Annotated in this window: 15 protein-coding genes and 1 tRNA gene; 8 read left to right on the top strand and 8 right to left on the bottom strand. The window is 64.0% G+C overall.

The window, feature by feature from the left end; all coding sequences use genetic code 11:
* The first annotated feature begins 31 nt into the window (after positions 1 to 31).
* Positions 32 to 8,986 (top strand): two-partner secretion domain-containing protein, encoded by an 8,955-nt coding sequence (locus KHO18_RS22095; RefSeq protein ID WP_211943909.1) that lies wholly within the window; start codon positions 32 to 34, stop codon positions 8,984 to 8,986.
* Between the two features lie 56 nt (positions 8,987 to 9,042).
* On the opposite strand, the gene KHO18_RS28665 is transcribed toward KHO18_RS22095, so the two are convergent.
* From KHO18_RS28665 to acs, 4 genes are all read right to left on the bottom strand, one after another.
* On the bottom strand, positions 9,043 to 9,171 hold the full coding sequence (locus KHO18_RS28665; protein WP_280527768.1) for a hypothetical protein: 129 nt from the start codon (positions 9,169 to 9,171) through the stop codon (positions 9,043 to 9,045).
* A gap of 431 nt (positions 9,172 to 9,602) precedes the next feature.
* Positions 9,603 to 9,693: transfer RNA gene (locus KHO18_RS22090), tRNA-Ser, on the bottom strand.
* A gap of 71 nt (positions 9,694 to 9,764) precedes the next feature.
* Positions 9,765 to 11,816 (bottom strand): VC_2705 family sodium/solute symporter, encoded by a 2,052-nt coding sequence (locus KHO18_RS22085; RefSeq protein ID WP_144201894.1) that lies wholly within the window; start codon positions 11,814 to 11,816, stop codon positions 9,765 to 9,767.
* A gap of 70 nt (positions 11,817 to 11,886) precedes the next feature.
* A complete protein-coding gene (gene acs / locus KHO18_RS22080; protein ID WP_144201896.1) occupies positions 11,887 to 13,869 on the bottom strand; it encodes an acetate--CoA ligase in 1,983 nt (660 codons plus the stop codon).
* A 291-nt stretch (positions 13,870 to 14,160) separates the two neighbouring features.
* Here acs and KHO18_RS22075 point away from each other — a divergent pair, with 291 nt between their 5' ends.
* The 3 genes from KHO18_RS22075 (at position 14,161) to murI (ending at position 17,234) form a co-directional block, all read left to right on the top strand.
* Entirely contained in the window at positions 14,161 to 14,685 is a 525-nt protein-coding gene (locus KHO18_RS22075) for a TIGR00645 family protein (RefSeq protein WP_144201898.1), read from the top strand.
* Between the two features lie 140 nt (positions 14,686 to 14,825).
* On the top strand, positions 14,826 to 16,349 hold the full coding sequence (locus KHO18_RS22070; RefSeq protein ID WP_144201900.1) for a fumarate hydratase: 1,524 nt from the start codon (positions 14,826 to 14,828) through the stop codon (positions 16,347 to 16,349).
* A gap of 75 nt (positions 16,350 to 16,424) precedes the next feature.
* Positions 16,425 to 17,234: a glutamate racemase gene (gene murI / locus KHO18_RS22065; protein ID WP_211943908.1), complete on the top strand. Its 810-nt coding sequence runs from the start codon at positions 16,425 to 16,427 to the stop codon at positions 17,232 to 17,234.
* 19 nt (positions 17,235 to 17,253) lie between these two features.
* Here the strand turns inward: murI and KHO18_RS22060 are convergent, their stop codons facing one another.
* Positions 17,254 to 19,554, bottom strand: a complete 2,301-nt coding sequence (locus KHO18_RS22060) for an AAA family ATPase (RefSeq protein WP_144201904.1) — start codon at positions 19,552 to 19,554, stop codon at positions 17,254 to 17,256.
* Positions 19,555 to 20,011: 457 nt separating this feature from the next.
* On the opposite strand from KHO18_RS22060, the gene KHO18_RS22055 reads away from it, so the two are divergent.
* The 4 genes from KHO18_RS22055 (at position 20,012) to KHO18_RS22040 (ending at position 22,444) form a co-directional block, all read left to right on the top strand.
* Entirely contained in the window at positions 20,012 to 20,668 is a 657-nt protein-coding gene (locus KHO18_RS22055) for an energy transducer TonB (RefSeq protein WP_144201906.1), read from the top strand.
* Between the two features lie 49 nt (positions 20,669 to 20,717).
* Entirely contained in the window at positions 20,718 to 21,449 is a 732-nt protein-coding gene (locus KHO18_RS22050; RefSeq protein WP_144201908.1) for a MotA/TolQ/ExbB proton channel family protein, read from the top strand.
* A 30-nt stretch (positions 21,450 to 21,479) separates the two neighbouring features.
* Positions 21,480 to 21,893: an ExbD/TolR family protein gene (locus KHO18_RS22045; protein WP_144201910.1), complete on the top strand. Its 414-nt coding sequence runs from the start codon at positions 21,480 to 21,482 to the stop codon at positions 21,891 to 21,893.
* Positions 21,894 to 22,117: 224 nt separating this feature from the next.
* Positions 22,118 to 22,444 (top strand): hemin uptake protein HemP, encoded by a 327-nt coding sequence (locus KHO18_RS22040; RefSeq protein WP_144201912.1) that lies wholly within the window; start codon positions 22,118 to 22,120, stop codon positions 22,442 to 22,444.
* A gap of 200 nt (positions 22,445 to 22,644) precedes the next feature.
* Here the strand turns inward: KHO18_RS22040 and KHO18_RS22035 are convergent, their stop codons facing one another.
* The 3 genes from KHO18_RS22035 to KHO18_RS22025 all read right to left on the bottom strand — a co-directional run.
* Complete coding sequence (locus KHO18_RS22035; protein WP_144201914.1) at positions 22,645 to 23,052, bottom strand: heme-binding protein; 408 nt, start codon at positions 23,050 to 23,052, stop codon at positions 22,645 to 22,647.
* A 189-nt stretch (positions 23,053 to 23,241) separates the two neighbouring features.
* Positions 23,242 to 23,472 carry a hypothetical protein gene (locus KHO18_RS22030; RefSeq protein WP_144201916.1) on the bottom strand — a complete coding sequence of 77 codons (231 nt, stop codon included), beginning with the start codon at positions 23,470 to 23,472 and terminating at the stop codon, positions 23,242 to 23,244.
* Between the two features lie 212 nt (positions 23,473 to 23,684).
* Positions 23,685 to 23,873, bottom strand: a 189-nt coding sequence (locus tag KHO18_RS22025) for an IS3 family transposase (protein WP_211943907.1), incomplete at its 5' end; no start/stop codon positions are given.

Below are 23,873 nucleotides of genomic sequence, written 5' to 3'. Positions count from 1 at the left end.
CGCCACCCATAACCTGAAACCCACCTCTATCATGAACAAGTCAAAGTCATCCAGAGCGCAACGTCGCGCCACCGGCAACACCCCGGTCACCGCTAACCAGCCGATGCAACCGGCGCGCCTGCGCCCGCTATGCGCCGCACTGATCGGCATCATGCCGGCCATCGCCGGCGCCGATATCGTCCCGGATCAGGCTGCAGCCCAGCGCGCAGCCATGAACCAGACCGCCAACGGCACGCCGCTGGTGAACATCGTCGACCCGAACCAGCGCGGCATCTCGCACAACAAGTTCAAGGAATTCAACGTCGACGCGAACGGCGTGGTCTTCAATAACAGCATGGCCAACGGCGTCTCCGCCATTGGTGGCCAGGCAATGAAGAACCCGCAGTTGAACAGCCAGGCACGCGCGATCATCGGCGAAGTGACCGGCAGCGGCCGTAGCGCGCTCAATGGCGCCATGGAAATCTTCGGCGGCAAGGCCGATCTGCTGATCGCCAACCCGAACGGCATTCAGGTGAACGGTGCCAGCACCGTCAACGCCAACAACCTGACGCTGTCCACCGGCCGCGTGCTGGGCCAGCCCGATGGCAGCGTGCGCCTGGGCGTGGACGGTGGCGCGGTCAGCATCGAGGGCACCGGCATTTCCACGGCGGGTCTGACCCACTTCGACATCATCAGCCGTACCGCACAGATCAACGGCCAGATCCAGGGTCCTGCGGACATCAAGATCGTTGCCGGCCAAACCGAATACGACCCCGCAACCCGCACGCACGTGGCCAAGCCCGGCGCACAAGCCGTAGAGCCCATCGCCATTGACGCGAGCCACCTCGGCTCCATGTACGGCGGCCGCATCGAACTGGTCGCCACAGATAGTGGCGCCGGCGTGCGCCACCAGGGCATCATCCTCGGCGAACGCGACATCTCCGTCACCGCCGACGGCGATATCGTGCTGGGCGCCGCACAGAGCACGCAGGGCAACATCAATGTCGCCGGCAAGAGCGTCACCATCAACGGTACGCCCGACACCGGCCGGATCGGCCTGACCAGCCATGGCGACATCGCCATCCGCGCGCTCCAGTCCGTCGGCGTCAACGCGAACCTGGTCAGCCAGCGAGGCACGATTGCAATTGACGCCGGCTCGCTGGTCCAGCGCGCCGCTGACATTCTCTCGCTCCGCGACGACGCCACGACCGTCAGCGTCCCGAGCCTGCGCATCAATGTGGGCGACTATCGCATCGAAGGCGAGCTCTTCGCGGTCCGGCCTACGGGCGAACGCATCGAAGGCGCCGTGGTGCAGATCGAACGTGGCAACTATGTCGTGCGCGATGCGGAAGGCAACGTTCTCCAGGACGTGATCCTCGCTTCCTCGGCGCGCCTCGCCGCCAACCACGGCAACATCCACGTCAAGGCAACGAGCATGACGAACGATGGCGGCGTGGCGCTCGCCAGCGACGGCACCCTCGAGTTCGACATCGCCGGGATGATGCTGAACCAGGGGATGATTACCGCCAACGGCAACATCGACATGAAGGCCGGACAGGCCAACAATGCAGGCTCCATGTCCGCCGTGGAGATCGCCGTCCGTGCCGCCAGCATGGCCAACAGCGGGGAAACGCTTGCCTATGGCAACCTCGATATCACCGCGGCCACGCTGGACAACACGGGTCGGCTCGCAGCGGGCGGGAACGCCACACTGGGCGTCACCGATCGCATCGACAACGCCGGCACGCTTCTCGCCGACGGCACGGTCAACATCGACGGCGTCAAGACGCTGGTCAACCGCGATGGCGCCTGGCTGCAGGGCAACGCCGTGCAGCTTCGCAATATCGAGACCATGACCAACCGCGACAAGGCGGTCCTGGTCGCGCAGAGCGGGCTGAGCCTGGATGGCATCGGCGCACTCACCAATGACGACGCTTCGATGCAAGGGCAAACGGTCGACATGCGCGACAGCGGCACGGTGCGCAACGTGAACGGCGGCCTTGTCGCCGGGATCGATAGCCTGTCGATCCAGCATGCTGACTCGCTGACAAACGATGACGCCCGCATGCAGGGCACCAACGTCTCGATCTCGGACGTGGCAACCGTCACCAACGCGAACGGGGCTGTCACACTGGCCAGCAACGACCTGACGATTGCAGGCGCTGCCATCCTGGACAACCAGGGTGCACAGCTTTTGGCAGGCAACGCCCTGTCGATTCACGACGTGAGGACCGTGCACAACGATGCCGGTTCGATCAAGTCCAGCGGCACCGTGGCACTCGACGCCGTGGAGCGCTTTACCAACCGCAATGCGGCGAACATCGTCGCCAACGGCAATGTCGACCTCCACGTGGACACCCTCGTCAACACCGACTCGGCAATCCAGACCGGTGGCAACCTGACAATCGAGGGGCTCAGCGTCGAGAACGCCAAGACCGCATCGGCGGCGGCAGACGCGGCGGCCATCCTCGGCGCCAACGGCACGTTGACGATTACGGCGCCTACTATCCAGAACTCGGGCGGCCGGATCCAGGGCGGTGAAGGCGTGTCCATGGTCGGTCAGACCATCGACAACAACGCCGGCGGCATGATGATGTCCGGCGGTGCGTTGCAACTCGCGGCCGACACGTTGAACAACCGCGCCTTTAGCGTGATTCGTGGCGACGGCGACGTAACCATCGGGGTCAACACACTGACGAACTCTAACGCCTCCGACCCCGCGACCGAGGCTGCGACCGAGGCTGCGACCGAAGGGGAAGGCGAAGGGGAAGGCGAGACGGAAGTCAAGTACGCGGCGCAGATCTCCGCCGGCGGCGCACTGGGCATCACGGCAAATACCGTGGACAACGCGAGCGGCGCCATGCTGCTCAGTGCCGGCGACATGACGGTCTCGGCCTCGCAGCTGCACAACACTGCCGGCGCGGTCATCGTCGCGCAAGGTGCCAATCTCGGGCTTGCCGTCCGGGACCAGATTCGCAACGACAGTGCAGCGATGGTCGGCCAGAACATCGATCTAACGACCGCGCGGCTCGAGAACCACGGCACGATCGAGGCGGACACCAACGCTATCGTGAACGTGGACAGCTTCTCGAACACCAACGGCACCATCGCCGCCGGTCGCGAGGTTGACTTCCGCACCCGCCAGAACCTGGTGTTCGATGACACAACCGGCACGTTCTTCGCCGGAGGCCGGCTCAAGATGCACACTGACGGCAATGCCACCGTCACGACCCGGCTGGAGAATCTCGGCACGATCGATCTGCATGCCGATGGCGACATCACCAACAACGGTGCCATCCTCAGCGGGTGGGCCGTGGCGCTTGCCGGTGACAACATCAAGAACAGCCGGAACTCCCTGATCTGGGGCATGCAGGATGTTTCCCTGGAAGCCCTGGGCGGCACCATCGAAAACGAGCGTAACGGCAACATCCTGAGCCAGGGCTCGATGTCGCTGGCGGCCAAGCAGATCTACAACCGCGCCGGCACCATCCGCAGCGAAGGCACGATGGCCATCGACGCGGACCGCCTCGAGAACCTGTCCGACTACAACGAATCCGATGTGACGTTTGGTCCGGGTTCCAAGGAAGAAGCCTATCGTGAAGTGGGACGCGGCATCGCCTCGACGTACGAGTTCCGCCTGGCCATGACCTTGCCGACGTTCATCTCGAACATCGAGCTGGACAAGGTGGCCGATATTTCCGCCGGTGGCAATCTCTACATCAATCAACGGGATGTCAAGATCGAGCGCGCTGCCGGTGAAGCCGCCCCGACGCCGTTGGTGCATAACCTCGGCGGCACGATTGCCGCGGCCGGCAACCTGCTCGTCAAGGGCGACCTGGTCAACGAGTCCAAGAGTCAGTCGGTCGATCTCATGGACTACCTGAACAATCCGCTCGAGCAGAGCATCAGGCTCTCCAACTGGTGGAGCCCGACTCTCAACTTCCCGACGCTGGCCGCGTTCTTCGATACGATCTTCCAGACGTACAAGTACAACCCGCTCACGATGGAGCAGTACGACTTCCTACGGTACGCGGAGAACTGGGGTAGTTCGGCGGAGCCGACCTCCACGTGGGCACGGCACTTCAACAACGGCGACCCCATCGCCATGCTCAAGCAGATGGACGGCGCCACGTTCAACACGGTCATGTCAAAGATTTTCGGACCGACGTGGAAGGCCACCAGCAATGCCGACCTGCGTGCACGCTGGCGCGAAGTCTCGGGCAACCAGTACGCCGAGCTCAAGACCCAGAAGTTCTACTTCCTGCCGGCGGAAAAAGCCTCGATATCGGCGGGTGGCAACTTCGTCCATACCGGCGGTGAGTTCACCAACGGTATCGGCGGTGTGCAGCAGCAAAACAAGGCCATCCAGGTCAAGGTTGGCGACCAGACCGTGGACGCCTCGGTCCCGCCTTATGACGTAGTGGTGAACCCGAAGCAGTTCGAAGAACTCTCCATGGGTATCAGCACGCTGCCCACGCTGGCGGACCTGCTCCAAGTGACCGGCATGTTCAATGTTTCCAAGGCATGGAACGACCTCAAGGCAGGCAGGCCGCTCGCGCCAGGCAATGAGAAAGTCGTGCCGATGTACGAAACACAGATGAAGTACATCAACCAGAATGACTTCTACGGTGGTGCCTACTTCTTCAATCAAGTGGGCTACGATCCCCAGAAGCCGGCCAACATCATCGGTGACAACTACTTCATCAACGAACTGATCCGGCGGCAGCTGAACGAGGAGATCGGTACGTTCTTCGCGGTCCGTGATGGCGTGCAAGGCGCCGACATGGTCAAGATGCTTATGGACAACGCGGGCGCGTTGATGGGGCTGGTGATGGTTGAGGACGTCGACCCCCACGCTGCGGTGGTGTCCAGCCGGGTGGTGTCCAGCCGCCGCGGACTCGGAGAAACCGGCGGGACGGAAGCAAGCGAGCCGGCGGCCGCCGCCAAGCCCACCTTCACGAAGTCGCGGCAAGCCGTCGACCCGCTCTATGCCACCCTGGAAGTCGGCAAGCCGTTGACGCCGGAGCAGATGGCCGGGCTGAAGACGGACATTATCTGGTTCGTCACGGAATCCGTGAAGGGCGAGAACGTGCTGGTTCCCCGCGTGTACCTGGCACCGAAGACGCAGGAACAGATCCGCAACGGCGAGGCCAGCGGCAGCGCCGTGGTCAGCGCAGGCGGCAGCGTAGTGGTGGACGCCACCAAGGCGACCAACGCCAGTGGCTCGATCGTCGCCAAGAAGGACGTCTTCATCAAGGCCGAAGGCGATGTCGTGAACATCAGCGCGGGCATGACCGGCGGCATCAAGGCCGGTGGCGACGTGGCGTTGATTTCCACGGAGGGCAACGTGCTCAACAGCGGCGCCTACGTCAAGGGCGGCGGCAACGTCACGCTGCTCGCCGATCAGGGCTCCGTCAACATCACGGCCAGCGTTGGCTATGACCAGAACGGCAAGCACCGTGTCCACGAGTTTGACGACTCCATTACGGCGGGCGGCAGCGTGGCGATCCAGGGTGCCGATGTCACGTTGAACAGCGCGTATATCGCGGCGAACGAAAACGTCGTGATCAACGCCACGAAGGGCAGCATCAAGTCCAACGAAATGCACCAGCTCGATTCCGACTACGACTACTCGTATGTCGGTGGCGGCACCAACTACATCAAGGAGAGCCACACCGAGGCGAGCGCCGTCGGCATGGGCAGCAGCATCCACGCGGGCAACGCGCTGGTCATGCAGAGCAAGGAAAACATCGAGCTCGAAGGCGGCCAGTACTCCGGCGCGGCGGGCTACATGAAGGCTGGCAACGAGATCAACATCAAGACGTCGACCAACTATGGCTACACGCATGACGAGCGCGAGGTGAGCCAGTTCGGCGCCGGCGCCGGCATCAATGCCACGGGCCACACGGCAAACGCCAACTCAAACACGATGGAAGGCTCCGGCTCGTATGCGGGCCGTGCGCACCGTGACAATCCGAACGACGACGGTCAGTCGAACAGCACCGGCGGCAAGAAGGCAGGCCGTGCGCCGATGGCGGATACGGCGAATGCGTCCTTCGGTTATAGCAAGACGACCGACAAGACCACGACCCAGTCGATGACGCACAACAACGCGAACCTGTCGTTCGGCGCGGGTGGCCTCTCGATGGAAGGCAAGACCATCGACTTTGGGGGTGCGGATATCACTACCCCGGGCAAGCTGTCCATGACGGCCGACGACATCAAGACCACCAAGTATGTCGATCGTCACGACGTGAAGCAGTCGCACGAGGAACTGTTCATCGGCGTGAAGGCGGAGGGCCATAGCTCCATCGCCGATGCCGCGAACAAGTACGGCGAACTGGGCACCAAGGCCACGCAGGATGGCAAGAGCACCGATGCGGGCATGACAGCGCTGCAGGTGGCGGGCGATGTGTCGAACCTGGTCTTCAACGACCTGGTCGGCGGCTCCGTCAGTTTCGGCATGAACCACTCGAAGACCAATAGCTCCAGCAGCAACCGCGCCGAGAACATTTCGCATATCAAGGCTGGCGAGATGGCATTGAACGCGAAGAACGATATGACGCTCAACGGCGTGGATATCGATGTCGCGGGCAAGGCTTCGCTTGAGGCGGGCGGCAACATCGCCATGAACGCGGCAAGAACCTGGGACGAAACGAAGTCCTCGACAGACAGCTTCAACGTGGGCGTGTCGGCTGGCGCTTCGGTGTCCGCCTTCGGCGCCGGCATGGGTACCTCCATCGACGTCAGTGGGTCCCATGAGCGGTCAGGCAGTTCGTCGACGAAGTACACCAACTCGACCCTTGATGCAGACAAGCTCAGCATCAAATCGGGCGGCGATACCACGCTGACGGGGGCCACGGCCAACGCCAACGATGTGAAGATGGACATCGCCGGCAACCTGAACGTCACCTCGGTGCAAGACAAGTTTGACAGCAACACCACCAAGGGCCATTGGGGCGGCTCGATTGGCGCAGCGATCACGACCAGCGGCGCCATCATCCCCACGGCATCGGTGCAAGGCGGTGGCGGCAGCGAACATCGCAACGACCGGACCACGGCTGAACAGAGTGGCATCACCGGGAAGAACTCGTTTGAGGGCAACATCGGTGGGGACCTGAACATGAAGGGTTCCCACCTCGTGGACGGAAGTGGCAACGGTAAGCTGAATGTCGATGGAAAGGTCAACGTCGCCTCACTCACCGACAAGATCGAGCAGGACGGCGGTTACGGCGGCGGCGGCGGCGGCATCAGCAGGGCTGGCCTGGGCACGCTCAACGCCTATGGCGAGACGGTTGACGAGATCCACAAGGAAGACAGGCAAAACGCCACGATCGCCGGCATGAATCTGAACGCTGGCGAAGTGAACGGCAACATCAACACCGACGCGACCAAGATGACCGAGTCGATCCGGGACGAGAAGGAATCTGGCAACCAGATCTCCTTCACGGCCGGTATCGGCGACATGAAGGGCGCCGGCAAGAAGAAGCCGGACGGTGGCAATAGCAAGTGGTATGACACGCCGTCAGGCGACGCGACCCCGAAGCCTTCGCCGAAGCCGACGCCAGACGGCACACGCCCCACGCCAGACGGCACACGCCCGACGCCGTCGAGCACGGAGCCTGTGATCACGCCGGTTCGCCCGCCGGCAACGCCTGAGTTCGTGCGCCCGGCCGTGCCGGAAACGGCACGTCCGATCCAGCCGGACAACTCGCGGCCGCTGACGCCGGGCATCATCCCGGTGGACACGCCGACGATGCATCCGCCCGCAGGGTCCGAGTCCGTCAAGCCGGTGAAGCCGGACAACGCGCGGCCGCTGACGCCGGCAGACATGCCGAAGCCGTCCACGCCTGACGCGGGCGCCAAGCCGTCGACGCCAGGCGGTAGCGACGGTGAAGTAGTGCCGTCGAAGAAGTGGCCGGAAGTGAAGATCCCGACGCCGTTCATCGGCTCGCCGGGCTCGTCGCAAGCGTTGCCTGGGTTCAACCCGCCGGCCAAGATGAACACGAACACCGGCAAGGACAATGGTGCGATCGGCGGTCGCGGCGGCAAGATGAATGGCCCCGTCACGCCGAAGATTCCCGTGCCCGAAGTGCGTGGGCAAGGGGATGCCTCGACGCTGTACCCGCCGAATAGCGGGAAAGCGCCGGCAGCGGACCCCAAGCCGGTCAGGCATTACGAAGTCGTAACGCCGAAAGCACCTGTGCTCTCGCCCGGCTCGTCCACGGCGGTCCCTGGCTTCACGCCCCCTGCCGGGAACAACACCAACACCGGCAAGGACACGGGTGCGATCGGTGGCAAGGGCGGCAAGATGAACGGCCCGGTAACGCCGAAGATTCCCGTGCCCGAAGTGCGTGGGCAAGGGGATGCCTCGACGCTGTACCCGCCGAATAGCGGGAAAGCGCCGGCAGCGGACCCCAAGCCGGTCAGGCATTACGAAGTCGTAACGCCGAAAGCACCTGTGCTGTCGCCCGGCTCGTCCACGGCGGTCCCTGGCTTCACGCCCCCTGCCGGGAACAACACCAACACCGGCAAGGACACGGGTGCGATCGGTGGCAAGGGCGGCAAGATGAACGGCCCGGTAACGCCGAAGATTCCCGTCCCCGAAGTGCGTGGGCAAGGGGATGCCTCGACGCTGTACCCGCCGAATAGCGGGAAGGCGCCGGCAGCCGACCCCACGCCGGTCAGGCACTACGAAGTCGAATCGCCGAAAACACCTGTGCTGTCGCCCGGCTCGTCCACGGCAATGCCTGGCTTCACGCCTCCTGCCGGGAACAACACCAACACCGGCAAGGACACGGGTGCGATTGGTGGCAAGGGCGGCAAGATGAACGGCCCGGTAACGCCGAAGATTCCCGTGCCCGAAGTGCGTGGGCAAGGGGACATCTCGACGCTGTACCCGCCGCAGGCGTTCAGCGCTGACGCCGGCAGCCCGTCCGTACAATCGTCGATCATGCCCTCGACGCTGTCGTACGGTCCGATGCTTCGGCAAGGGGCCAACAACTAAATACTGAAACCTTGAGGTGATTCGGCGGCTGTCGCGCAAGTGGCAGCCGCTTTTTTTTATTGTCGCGTGATGCGCTGCGGATGCGTGGCGTAGTAGGCCAGGATCATGGACGCGGCGAAAGCCATGCCGGCCACGGCAAAGGCGATCAGCGTGGGAAAGGCGACGCCGGATTTTTCCTTGGACATGCGGACTCCTCGGACGGTTGGTCACGGTATGGTAGCCCGGTCCGGCGCCGGCTGCTGAACCGCTGCCGCGAGGCAGAACCGCTGAAAAGCCCACTCGTCGCCCACGCCGGTTCCCTTCGCACGCCAACAAGCCGCTCGCACAAAAGCCGGACGTTGTCATCGACGAACGCGTGGACGCTTCACGGAAGCCGCACCCTAGCCGACGATGGCGACAACGCTACAGAAGACTCAAAGCCTCGCGCTCGGTATGTCTGGGAAATAATGCACCGGCCACGCGCTGGCCGAATTGAGGCGAACGCTACCGGAGACCTCCGGGTCACTGGGTCGCGATGCGAGCTTGGGGGAAGGGGCTATTGCCGAGAGCGGTGGCCGGAGGAAATCGGCCACAAGTCCTGATAGGACAAGGGATGTCCTGATAGGACAAAGGAAACTGGCGGAGAGAGGGGGATTCGAACCCCCGATAGGCTATTAACCTATACACGCTTTCCAGGCGTGCGACTTAAACCACTCATCCATCTCTCCGGGAAGTCGGCGATTATAGCAGAGCCGTTCGGGCTGTCCAGCCCCCTCCGGTGACGCGGACGTAACCCGCCCTAGCCTTTTCGCAGGTAATTGACCAGCCGGTCGATGACCGGGGCGTTTCTGGGCGTGACCAGGCTGACGAGGATGGCCACGGCAAACCCGGCTGGCACGCCGAAGGCGCCGGAGGCGATTGGGTCCACGCCGAACCAGCGGTTGCCGAAAATCCCTGTCATCTTCGTGAAGAACGGGTAGTTGACGAAGATGTAGTACACCGCCACGCCCAGGCCGGTGGCCATGCCCGCCACCGCCCCTGCTGCGGTGGTCCGTCGCCAGAAGATGGCCAGGACCAGTACCGGGAAGAAGCTCGATGCTGCCAGCGAGAAGGCGGCACCCACCAGGAACAGGATGTTGCCGGGCCGCAGCGAGGTCACGTAGGAGGCGAACAGCGCCACCGCCAGCAGCACGATCTTGGCGGTGGTCACGCGGCGCTGGTGGCTCGCCTGGCGGTCGATCATGTGGTAGTAGACGTCGTGCGAGAGCGCGTTGGCAATCGTCAGCAACAACCCGTCCGCCGTGGACAGCGCCGCCGCCAGCGCACCGGCCGCCACCAGGCCCGAGATCACGTACGGCAGCCCGGCGATCTCGGGCGCCGCCAGCACGATCATGTCCGGCTGGATCAGGATTTCCGCCCACTGGACGATGCCGTCGCCATTCACATCCCGGATGCCGAACACCGGCGGGTCCACCTTGCGCCATTGCACCACCCATTGCGGCAACTCCGCGAACGGCGTGCCAACCAGATGCTGGAAGAACTCGGCCTTGACCAGCGCCGCCAGCGTGGGCGCCGACACATAGAGCAGCGCGATGCAGAACACGGCCCAGGCCACCGAATTGCGCGTTTCCCGGACCGACGGCGTGGTGTACAGCCGCGTCAGGATGTGCGGCAGGCTGGCCGTGCCGAGCATCAGGCAGAACACCAGCAGCACGAAGTTGAGCCGCTTGGTCTTCCGCTCCGCCTCGGACGCCGCCGGGTAGGGCTCGGTCGATGGCGTGGCGACATGGCTGCGCGCCAGCGCCTCCTCCCGCATCTGGCTCCACTGCTGCTGGGCGTCGGCCACATCCACGGGAAAGGCCAGCCGCTCCCGCTCCACGCTCTTGATCTCGCGCAGCGGCGCATTGCGCGTGCGCAGCTCCTGGAGCCGCTCATCCAGCACGCGCCGTTCTTCGGCGAATGACTGCGGCAGCCGCGCGATGCGCTCCTGCAACATCACCGCCTGCTGGCGGAACAGCTCCCGCACCTGCCGCTCGGCCGGATCGCGCTCGAGCCGCCGCTCGGCCTGCTCGATCTGACCCAGCAGCGAGCCATAGCTGACCTGCGGCAGCGCGTCGCGATGATGCTTCCACGCAATCATCGACACGGTTAGCAGAAACGCCACAATCAGCATGATGTACTGCGCCACCTGGGTCCACGTGACCGCGCGCATGCCGCCCAGGAACGAGCAGACCAGAATGCCCGCCAGCCCGAAGAACACCCCCACGGCAAACTCCACGCCGATAAAGCGCGTGACGATCAGCCCCACGCCCTGAATCTGCGCCACCAGATAGACGAACGAGCACAGCGAGGCCGCGAGCACCGCAATCGCCCGCACCGGCAGGTTGCCGCCGGGCTTGCCGTTGCCGTAGCGCGCCGCGAGGAAGTCCGGGATCGTGTATCCGCCATATTTACGCAGATACGGCGCCAGCAGGAACGCCACCAGACAATAGCCGCCGGTCCATCCCATCACATAGGCCAGCCCCTCGTAGCCGGAGGCAAACAGGATGCCCGCCAGGCCGATGAACGACGCCGCGCTCATCCAGTCCGCGGCGATGGCCATGCCATTGAACAGCGCCGGCACCCGTCGCCCCGCCACGTAATACTCGTTGAGATCCGAGGTCCGGCAGATCAGGCCGATGCAGGCATAGATCGCAATGGTGACGAACAGGAAGACATAGCCGAGCCACAGCGCGTCGGCGTTGGAATGCTCGAGCAGCCCCATCATGCCGATGAAGCCGAACAGCCCGAGCGTGAACAGGCCGTAATAGAGCAACAGCCGGCGCCGGAAGCGCGACTGGGCATCAGCCATGGGCGAACTCAAGAAAATGCCGGCACGCGGCCGGCATCGGATGGGAGGAAACCCGCACGGGCGGGGGCGCTTATTGCGCTTGCTTCAGCTGATCGAGGATGGCCGGATTCTCGAGCGTGGACGTATCCTGCGTGATTTCCTCGTTCTTGGCCAGCGAACGCAGCAGCCGGCGCATGATCTTGCCCGAACGGGTCTTCGGCAGGTTGTCGCCAAAGCGGATGTCCTTGGGCTTCGCAATCGGTCCAATCTCCTTGCCGACCCAGTTGCGCAGCTCCGTGGCGATCTTCACTGCCTCGTCGCCGGTCGGGCGCGAGCGCTTGAGCACGACGAAGGCGCAGATCGCCTCGCCCGTCATGTCATCCGGGCGGCCGACCACGGCGGCCTCGGCCACCAGCGGGTTCGCCACCAGCGCCGATTCGATCTCCATCGTGCCCATGCGGTGGCCCGACACGTTCAGCACGTCGTCGATCCGGCCCATGATCGTAAAGTAGCCAGTTTCCTTGTCGCGGATCGAGCCATCGCCAGCCAGATACAGCTTGCCGCCCAGTTCCTCGGGGAAATAGCTCTTCTTGAAGCGCTCCGGGTCGCCCCAGATCGTGCGGATCATCGATGGCCACGGACGCTTGACGACCAGGATGCCACCACTGCCATTCGGCACGTCCTGCCCGGTTTCATCGACGATGGCCGCCATGATGCCCGGCAGCGGCAGCGTGCACGAGCCCGGCACCAGCGGCGTGGCACCCGGCAGCGGCGTGATCATGTGGCCGCCGGTCTCGGTCTGCCAGAAGGTGTCGACCACCGGGCAACGCTCGCCGCCGATGTGCTTGTAGTACCACATCCACGCTTCCGGGTTGATCGGCTCGCCCACCGTGCCCAGCAGGCGCAGGCTGGAGAGGTCGTACTGCTTCGGGTGGATCTTCTCGTCGGCCTCGGCGGCCTTGATCAGGGAGCGGATCGCCGTCGGCGCCGTGTAGAAGATGCTGACCTTGTGGCGCTGGATCATGTCCCAGAAACGGCCGGCGTTCGGGAAGGTCGGCACGCCCTCGAACACCACCTGCGTGGCGCCGGCCGCCAGCGGGCCGTACGCAATATAGGTGTGGCCGGTGACCCAGCCGATGTCGGCGGTACACCAGAACAGGTCGTCCGGCTTGATGTCGAAGGTCCAGCGCATCGTCATCAGCGCCCACAGCAGGTAGCCGCCCGTGCTGTGCTGCACGCCCTTCGGCTTGCCCGTCGATCCCGACGTGTAGAGCACGAACAACGGGTGCTCCGCATCCACCGGTTCGGCGGCGCAGGCGTCGGGCTGGCCGGCGGAGACGTCTTCCATCCAGCGGTCGCGGCCTTCGGTCCAGGCCACCTTGCCGCCGGTGCGGCGATAGACCACCACGTGCTTGACAGCCTCGCAGCCGCCCAGCGCCAGGGCTTCGTCGGCGATGGCCTTGAGCGGCAGCGCCTTGCCGCCGCGCATCTGTTCGTCGGCGGTGATCAGCGCCACGGCACCCACGTCAACCAGCCGTTCCTGCAGCGATTTGGCCGAAAATCCGCCGAACACCACCGAATGGGTGGCGCCGATGCGCGCGCACGCCTGCATGGCGACCACGCCTTCCACTGACATCGGCATGTAGATGACCACGCGGTCGCCCTTCTTGATGCCGAGCGCCTTGAGACCATTCGCAAAACGGCTGACCTTGGCCAGCAGCTCCTTGTAGCTGACGCGGCTCACGGTGCCGTCGTCCGCCTCGAAGACGATGGCGATCTTGTCGCCAAGTCCTTGCTCGATATTCCGTTCCAGGCAGTTGTACGAGGCATTGAGCTGGCCGTCCTCGAACCACTTGTAGAACGGCGCGCTGCTTTCGTCGAGCACCTTGGTGAACGGCTTGTCCCAATGCAGCAGTTCGCGGGCGTGGCGCGCCCAGAAACCCTCGTAGTCGCGCTCGGCCTCGTCGCACAGGGCCTGGTAGGCCGCCATGCTGGGAATGGCCGCCGTCTTGGCGAACGACTCAGGGGGTTGGAAAACGCGATGCTCCTGCATCACCGATTCGATGGCCGACATGGCTTGTCTCCTGTTTGACTTAGGACTGCTTGCTTTTGGCTGGAAGGTACGCCCGGCGGCTTACTTAAACCTGACGGAACACCATGCGCGATGGCGCAGAGGTGCTGCAATGCAGCAAATCAGATCGGAGGGAGCGGGGGCGCAAACTGGCCACAAGTGCAGCCGGCTCTACTAGGCTAGCACCGGCACGCCACGCAGCGCAAACCTGTCATCCGGACCGTGGGACGCACAAGGTACAATCAGCCCCGCCTTTGATTGTCTGATGACATTTACCTCACGTCTGCGCACCCCATGTCATACACCCCGCTCCGCCCCATCCCCCGCATCATCTTCGCTTCGCGCTGGCTCCAGCTGCCGCTTTACCTCGGCCTGATCGTCGCGCAGGGCGTCTACGTCTATCACTTCCTGGTCGAGGTCTGGCACCTGCTGTCCCATGTCACCACCTTCGACGAGACCAAGATCATGCTGGTGGTACTCGGCCTGATCGACGTGGTGATGATCTCCAACCTGCTGATCATGGTGATCGTGGGTGGCTACGAGACCTTCGTCTCGCGCCTGGGCATCGACAACCACCCCGACGAGCCCGAGTGGCTCGACCACGTCAATGCCGGCGTACTGAAGGTGAAGCTGTCGATGGCGCTGATCGGCATTTCGTCGATCCACCTGCTAAAGACCTTCATCGACGCCGAACAGCGCTCTCACCACACCATCATGTGGCAGGTAATCATCCACGTGGCCTTTCTGGCCTCGGCACTGGCCATGGCCTGGGTGGACCGCATGGTGTCCCAACCCCACGTGCCGCAGCAGTCGCACTGACACTTCCCCGCGCACCTGGTGGCGTATTCGCCACTTCTGGTGCCGCTTTCCTGGTGTCGACGGCTGTATGCATTCCCGCAGCCGGCGCCGCCACGGTGTATCATCCCGGGCTGTGTTTCACCGCTGCCCTCCCCACAAAAATGACCGTCATCAAGCAAGAAGACCTCATCCAGAGCGTCGCCGACTCGCTGCAGTACATCAGCTATTACCACCCGATGGACTACATCACCAGCCTGGGCCGTGCCTATGAGCTGGAGCAGAGTCCGGCCGCCAAGGATGCGATTGCGCAGATCCTGACCAACAGCCGCATGTGCGCCGAGGGCAAGCGTCCGCTCTGCCAGGACACCGGCATCGTCACGATCTTCGTCAAGGTGGGCATGGACGTGCGCTGGGATGGCGCCACGATGGGCCTGTCGGACATGATCAACGAAGGCGTGCGCCGCGGCTACACGCACCCGGACAACGTGCTGCGCGCGTCGATCGTGAGCCCGCCCGAAGGCGCCCGCAAGAACACCAAGGACAACACGCCGGCCGTGATCCACTACGAGGTCGTGCCGGGCAACACCGTGGACATCCAGGTCGCGGCCAAGGGCGGCGGCTCCGAGAACAAGTCGAAGTTCGTGATGCTGAACCCGTCCGATTCCATCGTCGACTGGGTGCTGAAGACCGTGCCGACCATGGGCGCCGGCTGGTGCCCGCCCGGCATGCTGGGCATCGGCATCGGCGGCACGGCCGAGAAGGCCATGCTGATGGCCAAGGAATCGCTGATGGAGTCCATCGACATTCAGGACATCATCGCCCGCGGCCCGAAGGACTGGGTCGAGGAAATGCGCGTGGAACTGTACGAAAAGGTCAACGCGCTCGGCATTGGCGCGCAGGGCCTGGGCGGGCTGGCCACCGTGCTCGACGTCAAGATCATGGCCACCCCCACGCACGCGGCTTCCAAGCCCGTGGCGATGATCCCGAACTGCGCGGCCACGCGCCACGTGCACTTCACGCTGGACGGCAGCGGCCCGGCCAAGCTGGAAGCCCCGGACCTGTCGGCCTGGCCGCAGGTGGAATGGGCGCCGAACACCGAAACTTCGAAGAGTGTGGACCTGAACACGCTGACGCCCGAGGAAGTCGCTTCGTGGAAGCCCGGCCAGACGCTGCTGCTGAACGGCAAGATGCTGACCGGCCGCGACGCCGCGCACAAGCGCATCGCCGACATGCTGGCCAAGGGCGAATCGCTGCCGATCGACTTCACCAACCGCGTGATCTACTACGTCGGCCCGGTCGATCCGGTGCGTGACGAGGTGGTCGGCCCGGCCGGCCCCACCACGGCGACCCGCATGGACAAGTTCACCGAGACCATGCTGGCCCAGACCGGCCTGATCGCGATGATCGGCAAGGCCGAGCGCGGCCCCGTGGCAATCGAATCGATCCAGAAGCACAAGTCGGCCTACCTGATGGCCGTGGGTGGCGCGGCCTACCTGGTGTCGAAGGCGATTCGCGGCGCCAAGGTGCTGGCCTTCGAAGACCTCGGCATGGAAGCGATCTACGAGTTCGACGTCAAGGACATGCCCGTGACGGTGGCCGTGGACAGCTCGGGTACGTCGGTGCACAAGACCGGCCCCGCCGAGTGGCAAGCCAAGATCGGCAAGATTCCGGTCGCTGCGGCATAACCGGCAGGGCTGCAGCCCTGCCGGCGCTCCCCTTCTATATCTATATAGAGGGGGAGCGCCACCCTCCTCCCTTCCGTGAATCCCTCTCCCATTGGCGTTTTCGATTCCGGCCTTGGCGGCCTCTCGGTGCTGCGCGAAATCCGCGCGCTGCTGCCGCATGAGTCGCTGCTCTACCTGGCCGACTCGCGCTACGCGCCGTATGGCGAAAAGCCCGAGCGCTTCGTCGAGGCGCGCACGCTGCAAGTCTGCGAATGGCTGGTGGCACAGGGCTGCAAGGCGCTCGTCATTGCCTGCAATACCGCGACGATGCACGCCGTTCAAACCCTGCGCGAGACGCTGCCACTGCCGATCATCGGCGTGGAACCCGGCCTGAAACCGGCCGCGGCGGCCAGCCGCAGCAAGGTGGTGGGCGTGCTCGCCACGGCCAACACGCTGCGCAGCGCCAAATTCAATCGATTGTTGACATCGCTGGAAGGCGAAAGCCGCTATCTGTGCGCGCCGGGCCTTGACCTCGTCGCCCGCATCGAACAAGGCGATGTGTCCGGCCCCGAGGTACGTGCGCGGCTCGATACCCTGCTGACCCCCATGCTGGACGCCGGCGCCGATACGCTGGTGCTCGGCTGCACGCACTATCCGTTTCTCTCCGACACCATCCGCGCGATGGTCGGCAACCGCCTGTCGCTGGTGGACACCGGCAGCGCCATCGCCCGGCAACTGGCGCGCAAGCTCGCCGAACACGACCTCGCCGCCGCACCCGATACGGTGCCGCAAGACCGCTATGCGTCTACGCGCGACGCCGCGCACCTGCGCGCAATGGCCGCGACGCTGCTGAACGTGGATACCCTCGCAGAAACCGTAGTGATCGAGCCGGCCCCGCCGCTCTGATACCAGCGGCGCCTGCCGGCTATTGGAAGAACCCCAGCGGCTTGTGATGCCGCACCTCGGGCTTGATCGCGTGTTCCTGTCGTAATTGCGCCAGAAACTCGTCCGGCGTCAGCGCTTCGCCGAGCACCACCGACTGCCGCTTGACGGTGGCGAAGTCGCCCGGCGTCAGGCAATCCATTGAATCGAGTTCGTGCCGGATCGTCTCGGTCATGCGCGCGGGATCGCCCTCTAGTGCCTCATCCACGAACATCGTCACGCGTTGCTGCGGCTTGAGCGACAGGAAACGGATCTTGAACGAGAACCGGCGCAGCGCCGCCTCGTCGATCCGGTCGAACAGATTGGTCGTGCAGAGGAAAATGCCGTTGAAACGCTCCATGCCCTGGAGCATTTCGTTGACTTCCGACACCTCGTAGTTGCGCACCGCCTGCTGCCGGCTCTGCATGAAACTGTCGGCTTCGTCGAGCAACAGCACCGCACCGTCCTCTTCTGCGCGCGCAAACATTGCGGCGATCTGCTGTTCCGTCTCGCCGACGTACTTGCTCATCAGGTCGGACGCGCGCCGGATCATCAGCGGCAGGTCCAGTTCCGCCGCGATGTGTTCGGCCAGCGCCGTCTTGCCGGTGCCCGGCGGCCCATAGAAACACAGCGTACCGCGCTGGCGCGCGCCGAGCGCCTGGACGATCTTCTCCACTGCATAGCGCGATTCGATATTGAGGTTGTCGAGCCGATAGCGCGTGACCACGGGCCGCGCCTCGGCCTCGGGGCGCAGCCCCATCGCGCGGTCGGCGTGTTCCAGCTGGCGCAGGATCAACGCCTCCACGGGTTCGTCGACGTCACTGCGCGCCAGCTCTACAAAGCGCGCCGCCGATTGCACCTGCGCCGGCGTCAGCGTCTTGCGCGCGGCCAGCGTGGCGATAAAGGCATCGCTGACATCAAGCCCGCCCAGATGCTTGCGGATGATGTTCTCGCGCACCAGAGGTGGCGGAATCTTTAATTCCAGGTGGAACTGGAAGCGCCGCAGGTACGCGGGATCGATCTGGCGGATCGAATTCGAGATCCAGATCACCGGCACCGGATTCTGTTCGAGCGTCTGGTTGACCCACGCCTTGCCGTTGACCGAGCCGCGCGTATCCTCCTGCCCGAACAGGCTCATCAGCTCGCGCGCGCTGCCCGGAAACACGTCTTCCACCTCATCGAACAACAAGGCCGTCCGCGGCCGTCCGCGCAGGAAGGCCTGCGAAACCTGCAGGGAGCGATAGCGGTCCTTGCCCGAAAGCGAATTGCCGTCGCGGTCGAAGCAATCGACCTCGTAGAGTTCGCAGTCCGCCTCGCGGGCCAGCAGCCGCGCGAACTCGGTCTTGCCAGTGCCCGGCGGACCATAGATCAGCACGTTCACGCCAGCGGCGTTCTGGCGCGTGGCGTTGCCGAGCAGCGCGGACAGGTAGCGCGCATCGGTCTCCACATGCGGATAGTCGCTCGTGCCCAGCGTCGGCGGCGCGGCGGGCCGCGTGAACACGGCCATCATCTCCGCCTCGCAGGCGTAGTTGCCGAGCAGCACGTGCAGCAGGCGATCGGACAGGCGCATCAGGTCGCCAAGGTCTGTCACGCTGTTTTCGGGCAGCGGCTGCTCGATCAGGTTCAGCGTTTCGAGCCGCGAGCCGGGACGTAGTGAAACAGCGATATCGGCGGGGCTGGCGCCGGTCAGGCCGGCCAGGATCTGGAACGCCTCCTGGCTGTGCGCGACCTTGCAGTCGACCATGACCGCGCGCAGGTCGCGCTTGTACTTGGCCAGCGCGGCATAAAGGAGCAGCTTGCGTTCATGCTCGGGCAGGTTGAGCACATGGCTGAGCATGTCGATGTTGCGCACCAGCAGCACGCGCTCGCCATTGAGCCGGGAGGCAATCGCGGCGGCCGACGCATCGAACACGGCGAACATGTCCTTGGCGTGGTGCTTCACGTACTCATCGAGATAGTAAAACAGCGCACTTTCGTCGAAGGCGCTGTTCCATTGGCCATGCCGCTCGAGAAACTCCTCAGGGGTCAGCCGCGAAGCGCCCTTCCAGGCAGGCATGTCCGCGCAGCGTGCAGACAGGAAGCGCTGCACGCGCAGCACCACGCCATACGGCCAGACCATTTCCTGGGCGCTGACCGTCAGCACATCGTTGATATTGCTGCGCAGGTTGAAGCGCGGGCCCAGTGCGCAGACCACGCGCAGCGCAAACTGGGCGCACATCCAGTCCAGGGCCGAGGTTCCCGCCACGCCGGGCGCGGCACGCAGGAGCGTCGAGCGGTCGTCTTCAGCAAAACGGGTGAAGTCCATGGCCATTCCCTTCGCTTGGGCTGGCGGCGTCCGGACCGCGGGGGCGCCACCTGCACCAGGCTGCCGATGTTTGTCACGCTGTTATCACGCTGCTTTCTTCCATCCTAGCGCGGTTTACCGCCAATGGGGCATTGCCGACACCCCGCCCACGCGCGGGCGCCCACGCAGCCACCTCGCACAACGGGATATCGTAAATCGACGATTGCATTGCACAATGCGCAACAAATAAGAATCATTATCGTTTATACTGTGCCGCTACGCTGCCCAAGAGTGGCGCTCCCCAGCAACCCCGTTTCACGGTTTTCCCCGGTTCACGTGGCTGTACATCAGGAGCGTTATCATGGAATTGCTATTGAGCCTGCTGGTCGGATGTGGCATCTCGCTAATCCTGTTCTATCGCAAGTGAGCGAGTACAGACGCGCGCCGCCTGCCCATTACGAATACCCTGTCGTATCTCATGTTCGATCAACGTTTCCTCAAGATCACTGTTGCTGTCCTGCTGTTTCACGTCGGGCTGCTTTACCTGATCCAGAGTGGCCTGGGGCGCAAACTGACCGAAGCGGTCATCGCGCCTGAGATCATCGCCCGTATCATCCCGATGGAGCCGCCCCAGCAGCCTCCGGCGCCGGAGCCGCCCAAGCCGCAACCCCAGACGCCCCCGAAGCAGGTGAAGGTGGTGACGCCGCGCCCGACGCCGCCGAAGCCGCAGCCGACCCCGGAGCCCGTGGCCTCGCTGCCGCCCTCGCCGACGGCCATCGAGGCCCCGCCGGCACCCCCTGCCCCGCCGGCGCCTGCAGAGCCGCCCTCGCCGCCCGCACCTGCCAACACCGCGCCGCGCGCCGTCGGCATCGGCGAGATCGCCTGTTCGCCGCCGCAAGTGACCTATCCGTCGCAGTCACGTCGAATGGGGGAAACTGGCAAGGCCGTCGTGCGTCTGACTACCGATGAGTCCGGCCGCGTGGTCAAGACTGCGGTGGTCACGTCGAGCGGTTCGAGCCGACTCGATCAGGCCGCGGTAGATGCCGTGCAGCGCATGCGTTGCAAACCGTATTTGGACAATGGCCGCGCCGTGGCCGTGACCGCCCAGCAGCCGATCAACTTCGAGCTGAACTGATCTCTCGGAATTTTCCGATCTTTCACAAACACTGACACCAGGAACCACCATGCAGGACCTCGGACTCTCCCACCTCTGGTCGCAAGGCGACTTCGTCATGCGAGCGACCGCCATCATTCTGCTCGTCATGTCGCTGTTGTCGTGGATCGTGATCCTCACCAAGGCGTGGGATCTGGTTCGCCTCAAGAAGATGGCGAATGGCGCGGAAAAGCGCTTCTGGCACTCGGATGACTTCGACCATGCGCTGGAAACGCTCGGCGCGAGCGAGGCCAACCCGTTCCGTACGCTGGCCTTGACCGGCAAGGAAGCGGCGCAGCACCACCGCGCCAGCCAGCCGCAACTGCACGACCAGCTCGACATCTCCGACTGGCTGACCCGCTCGCTGAAGAGTTCGATCGACGAGGCCGTGTCGCGCATGCAGTCGGGCCTGGCAGTGCTGGCCTCGGTGGGCTCCACCGCGCCGTTCGTCGGCTTGTTCGGCACGGTGTGGGGCATCTACCACGCGCTGATCGGCATTGGCGCCTCGGGCGTGCCGACCATCGACAAGGTGGCCGGCCCCGTGGGCGAAGCCCTGATCATGACCGCCTTCGGTCTGGCCGTGGCCATCCCGGCGGTGCTCGGCTACAACGCGCTGAGCCGTGGCAACAAGGGCGTCATCAGCAAGCTGAACCGCTTCGCGCACGACCTGCACGCCTACTTCGTGACCGGCGCCCGCGTGCGCCCGAGCTCCTCCGTCCGCCAGGCCGACGACGCCTCGGTGCGGCTGGCCGTCAAGAACTAAGCGCGACACTCGCGCCAGAAGGAACGCATCATGGCATTCGGCACGCTCGACGGTGACGATGACGAGGTGATGAGCGAGATCAACATGACGCCGCTGGTCGACGTCATGCTGGTGTTGCTGATCATCTTCATCATCACGATTCCCGTCATCAACCACGCGGTGAAGATCGATCTGCCGCGCGCGACGAACCAACCGAACGACACCAAGCCGCAGAACATCAACGTCTCGATCGACGCGCAGGGCAAGGTATTCTGGAACCAGCAGGAAGTGGACCCAACCGCGCTGGATCAGCGCATCGCGGAAGCCGCGCAGCAGCAGCCGCAGCCTGAGCTGCATCTGCGCGCGGACCGCGAGGTCCGCTACGAGCGCGTGGCCGAAGTCATGGCCGCCGCGCAGCACGGCGGGCTCGGCAAGATCGGCTTCATCACGGAACCGAAGCACTGATCTCCCCCGCCTCGAACAAGAAGGGCACCCTCACCGGGTGCCCTTTTTGTTCGGGTCACAGCAGGTTTCGATGTTGCGATCCGGTCCATTCGTGACTGCCTTCGCACAGGTGTAACGGTTAGTGAAGATCGCTTGTAATGATAACAATTCTCATTTATGATCTTTTTCATCGTAACGAACCACGCATCGCTTCCCCTACGTGAAGCGCTTCCACGGAGAAGACCATGAGCACAATCAGCCTGCCGATGTCGCAACCGCGTGAAGTCACGCGCCGCCGCCTGTCCCTGCGCCGCGTCGAAGTTGCCTCGCAGGCGCGCCGCGAGCCATCGACGGCATCGTCGGCCATCGAGACCGTAAAGTCGGCAGTGGCCGGTCTGCCCGCCCGCCTGGAAGCGCTGATGCGCACCGATGCACCGGCCGAAGGCACGACCGCGCAAGCCGTCCCGCTGGACGCCATCATGCGCGGCGCCACGACGCTGCCGATCCTGCATAACGGCGACGTCTACACGCTGCGCGTGACGCGCTACGGCAAGCTGATCCTGACCAAATAATCGACAGTCTTTTGTGGGGACCACCCCGTCAAGGGGTGTTGGGCAGTAGCCAGACGATCGGAAACCGCTGACAGGGAAGACTTCCAAACCCCTTGCCTGTCAGGCCGATGCCAGCCATGCCGCCTTTTTATACCGCCCCGCAGGCGTTGCGCCTGCGGGGCTTTTGCATTGGCGGATTCGCAGTGCGATCCGCCGTGCAATCAGACACCGAGCGCGGCGATGCCAGCGCGCGCGATCTGCGCGTCTTCGGTCGACTTCACGCCCGACACGCCAACGGCGCCAACGACCTGGTTGTTCACGACGATAGGCACCCCACCTTCGAGCATGCCCTGCAGGTGCGGCGCAGTCATGAACGAGTAGCGGCCATTGTTGATCATGTCTTCGTAGATCTTCGACTCACGACGACCCATCGCAGCCGTGCGGGCCTTTTCCGTGGCGATGTAGGCCGAGATCGGGGCCACGCCATCCAGGCGCAGCGAGCCGAGCGGATGGCCACCGTCGTCGACGACCACAATCGTGACGGCCCAGTTGTTGGCCTTGGCTTCGACCTCGGCGGCCGCCAGCAACTTCTTCACGTCATCGGCCGTCAGTACGGTTTTTTGCTGCATACCTCTCTCCATTCTGTTCATCAGTGTGAGGCCGCAGTATATCGCGCCGCCCGGGGCAGCAATGGCGATATGCCCGGTACAAGGACTTTTGACTTGACGACTAGCGCACAGCCCTTGCCCAGCGCTCCCCCCCAAAAGAAAAAGCCCGCTGGCTGCGGGCTTCTCCGGATCCGGTTGAGACGAGCCCGGTCAGGCTCCGTCGCTGAAGGAACTGCGGGGGTCGGTCACGCGCGCGCCGTCGGTGTAGACATCGCGCTTATCGTTGGCGCGGGCACCATCCGTGTAGGGATCGCGTTGATCGGTCACGCGCTGGCCACCGCTGTAAACGTCGAACTTGGCCGGTGCGGCAAAGGCCGATACCGACAGCGCGGAAAGCGCGCCGAGGGCGGCGACAGCTGCGATACGTTGCTTGATCTTCATGAGAATCCCCTTATTGGTGTTAGTCGCGGGCGTCGCGCCATCAGGCGGATGCTTGTGGGAGCGGCGTCACGCATGGAGTTTAGGGGGAAACCCTGAGATCGAAGTCCAGTCGCATTGAGCGGATGCATCAAATTCTTTGAGTGATAAAAATCGCCGGGAACTCCCCGGCGCAATCTTCCACCATCGAACGTCAGAAAAATGCCGACAAGCCGTCAAGCGATCCCCACGCAGGAATAGAAAAAGCCCCACGAAAGACTCAGCCCTTTTAGTTTGAGCTTGATACGGTCGTGGTTGTAGTAGCGGATGTAGCGCGCTAGTCCGGTCTTGAGCTCGTCCACGCTGGCAAACTCGTTCAGGTGGAAGTATTCAGCCTTGAGCGTGCCGAAGAAGCTTTCCATGGC

The organism is Cupriavidus campinensis, from assembly GCF_905397395.1.
Classification (GTDB): domain Bacteria; phylum Pseudomonadota; class Gammaproteobacteria; order Burkholderiales; family Burkholderiaceae; genus Cupriavidus; species Cupriavidus campinensis.
The sequence above is the reverse complement of the archived record's forward strand: the minus strand, read 5'-3'. Positions and strand labels throughout refer to the sequence as shown.

What these genes read in the sequence shown, in the direction of transcription:
- KHO18_RS22095 (WP_211943909.1), top strand. Translation starts at nt 32, where the DNA reads ATGAACAAGTCAAAGTCATCCAGAGCGCAACGTCGCGCCACCGGCAAC.
- KHO18_RS28665 (WP_280527768.1), bottom strand. Translation starts at nt 9,171, where the DNA reads ATGTCCAAGGAAAAATCCGGCGTCGCCTTTCCCACGCTGATCGCCTTT.
- KHO18_RS22085 (WP_144201894.1), bottom strand. Translation starts at nt 11,816, where the DNA reads ATGGCTGATGCCCAGTCGCGCTTCCGGCGCCGGCTGTTGCTCTATTAC.
- acs (WP_144201896.1), bottom strand. Translation starts at nt 13,869, where the DNA reads ATGTCGGCCATCGAATCGGTGATGCAGGAGCATCGCGTTTTCCAACCC.
- KHO18_RS22075 (WP_144201898.1), top strand. Translation starts at nt 14,161, where the DNA reads ATGTCATACACCCCGCTCCGCCCCATCCCCCGCATCATCTTCGCTTCG.
- KHO18_RS22070 (WP_144201900.1), top strand. Translation starts at nt 14,826, where the DNA reads ATGACCGTCATCAAGCAAGAAGACCTCATCCAGAGCGTCGCCGACTCG.
- KHO18_RS22060 (WP_144201904.1), bottom strand. Translation starts at nt 19,554, where the DNA reads ATGGACTTCACCCGTTTTGCTGAAGACGACCGCTCGACGCTCCTGCGT.
- KHO18_RS22055 (WP_144201906.1), top strand. Translation starts at nt 20,012, where the DNA reads ATGTTCGATCAACGTTTCCTCAAGATCACTGTTGCTGTCCTGCTGTTT.
- KHO18_RS22050 (WP_144201908.1), top strand. Translation starts at nt 20,718, where the DNA reads ATGCAGGACCTCGGACTCTCCCACCTCTGGTCGCAAGGCGACTTCGTC.
- KHO18_RS22045 (WP_144201910.1), top strand. Translation starts at nt 21,480, where the DNA reads ATGGCATTCGGCACGCTCGACGGTGACGATGACGAGGTGATGAGCGAG.
- KHO18_RS22040 (WP_144201912.1), top strand. Translation starts at nt 22,118, where the DNA reads ATGAGCACAATCAGCCTGCCGATGTCGCAACCGCGTGAAGTCACGCGC.
- KHO18_RS22035 (WP_144201914.1), bottom strand. Translation starts at nt 23,052, where the DNA reads ATGCAGCAAAAAACCGTACTGACGGCCGATGACGTGAAGAAGTTGCTG.
- KHO18_RS22030 (WP_144201916.1), bottom strand. Translation starts at nt 23,472, where the DNA reads ATGAAGATCAAGCAACGTATCGCAGCTGTCGCCGCCCTCGGCGCGCTT.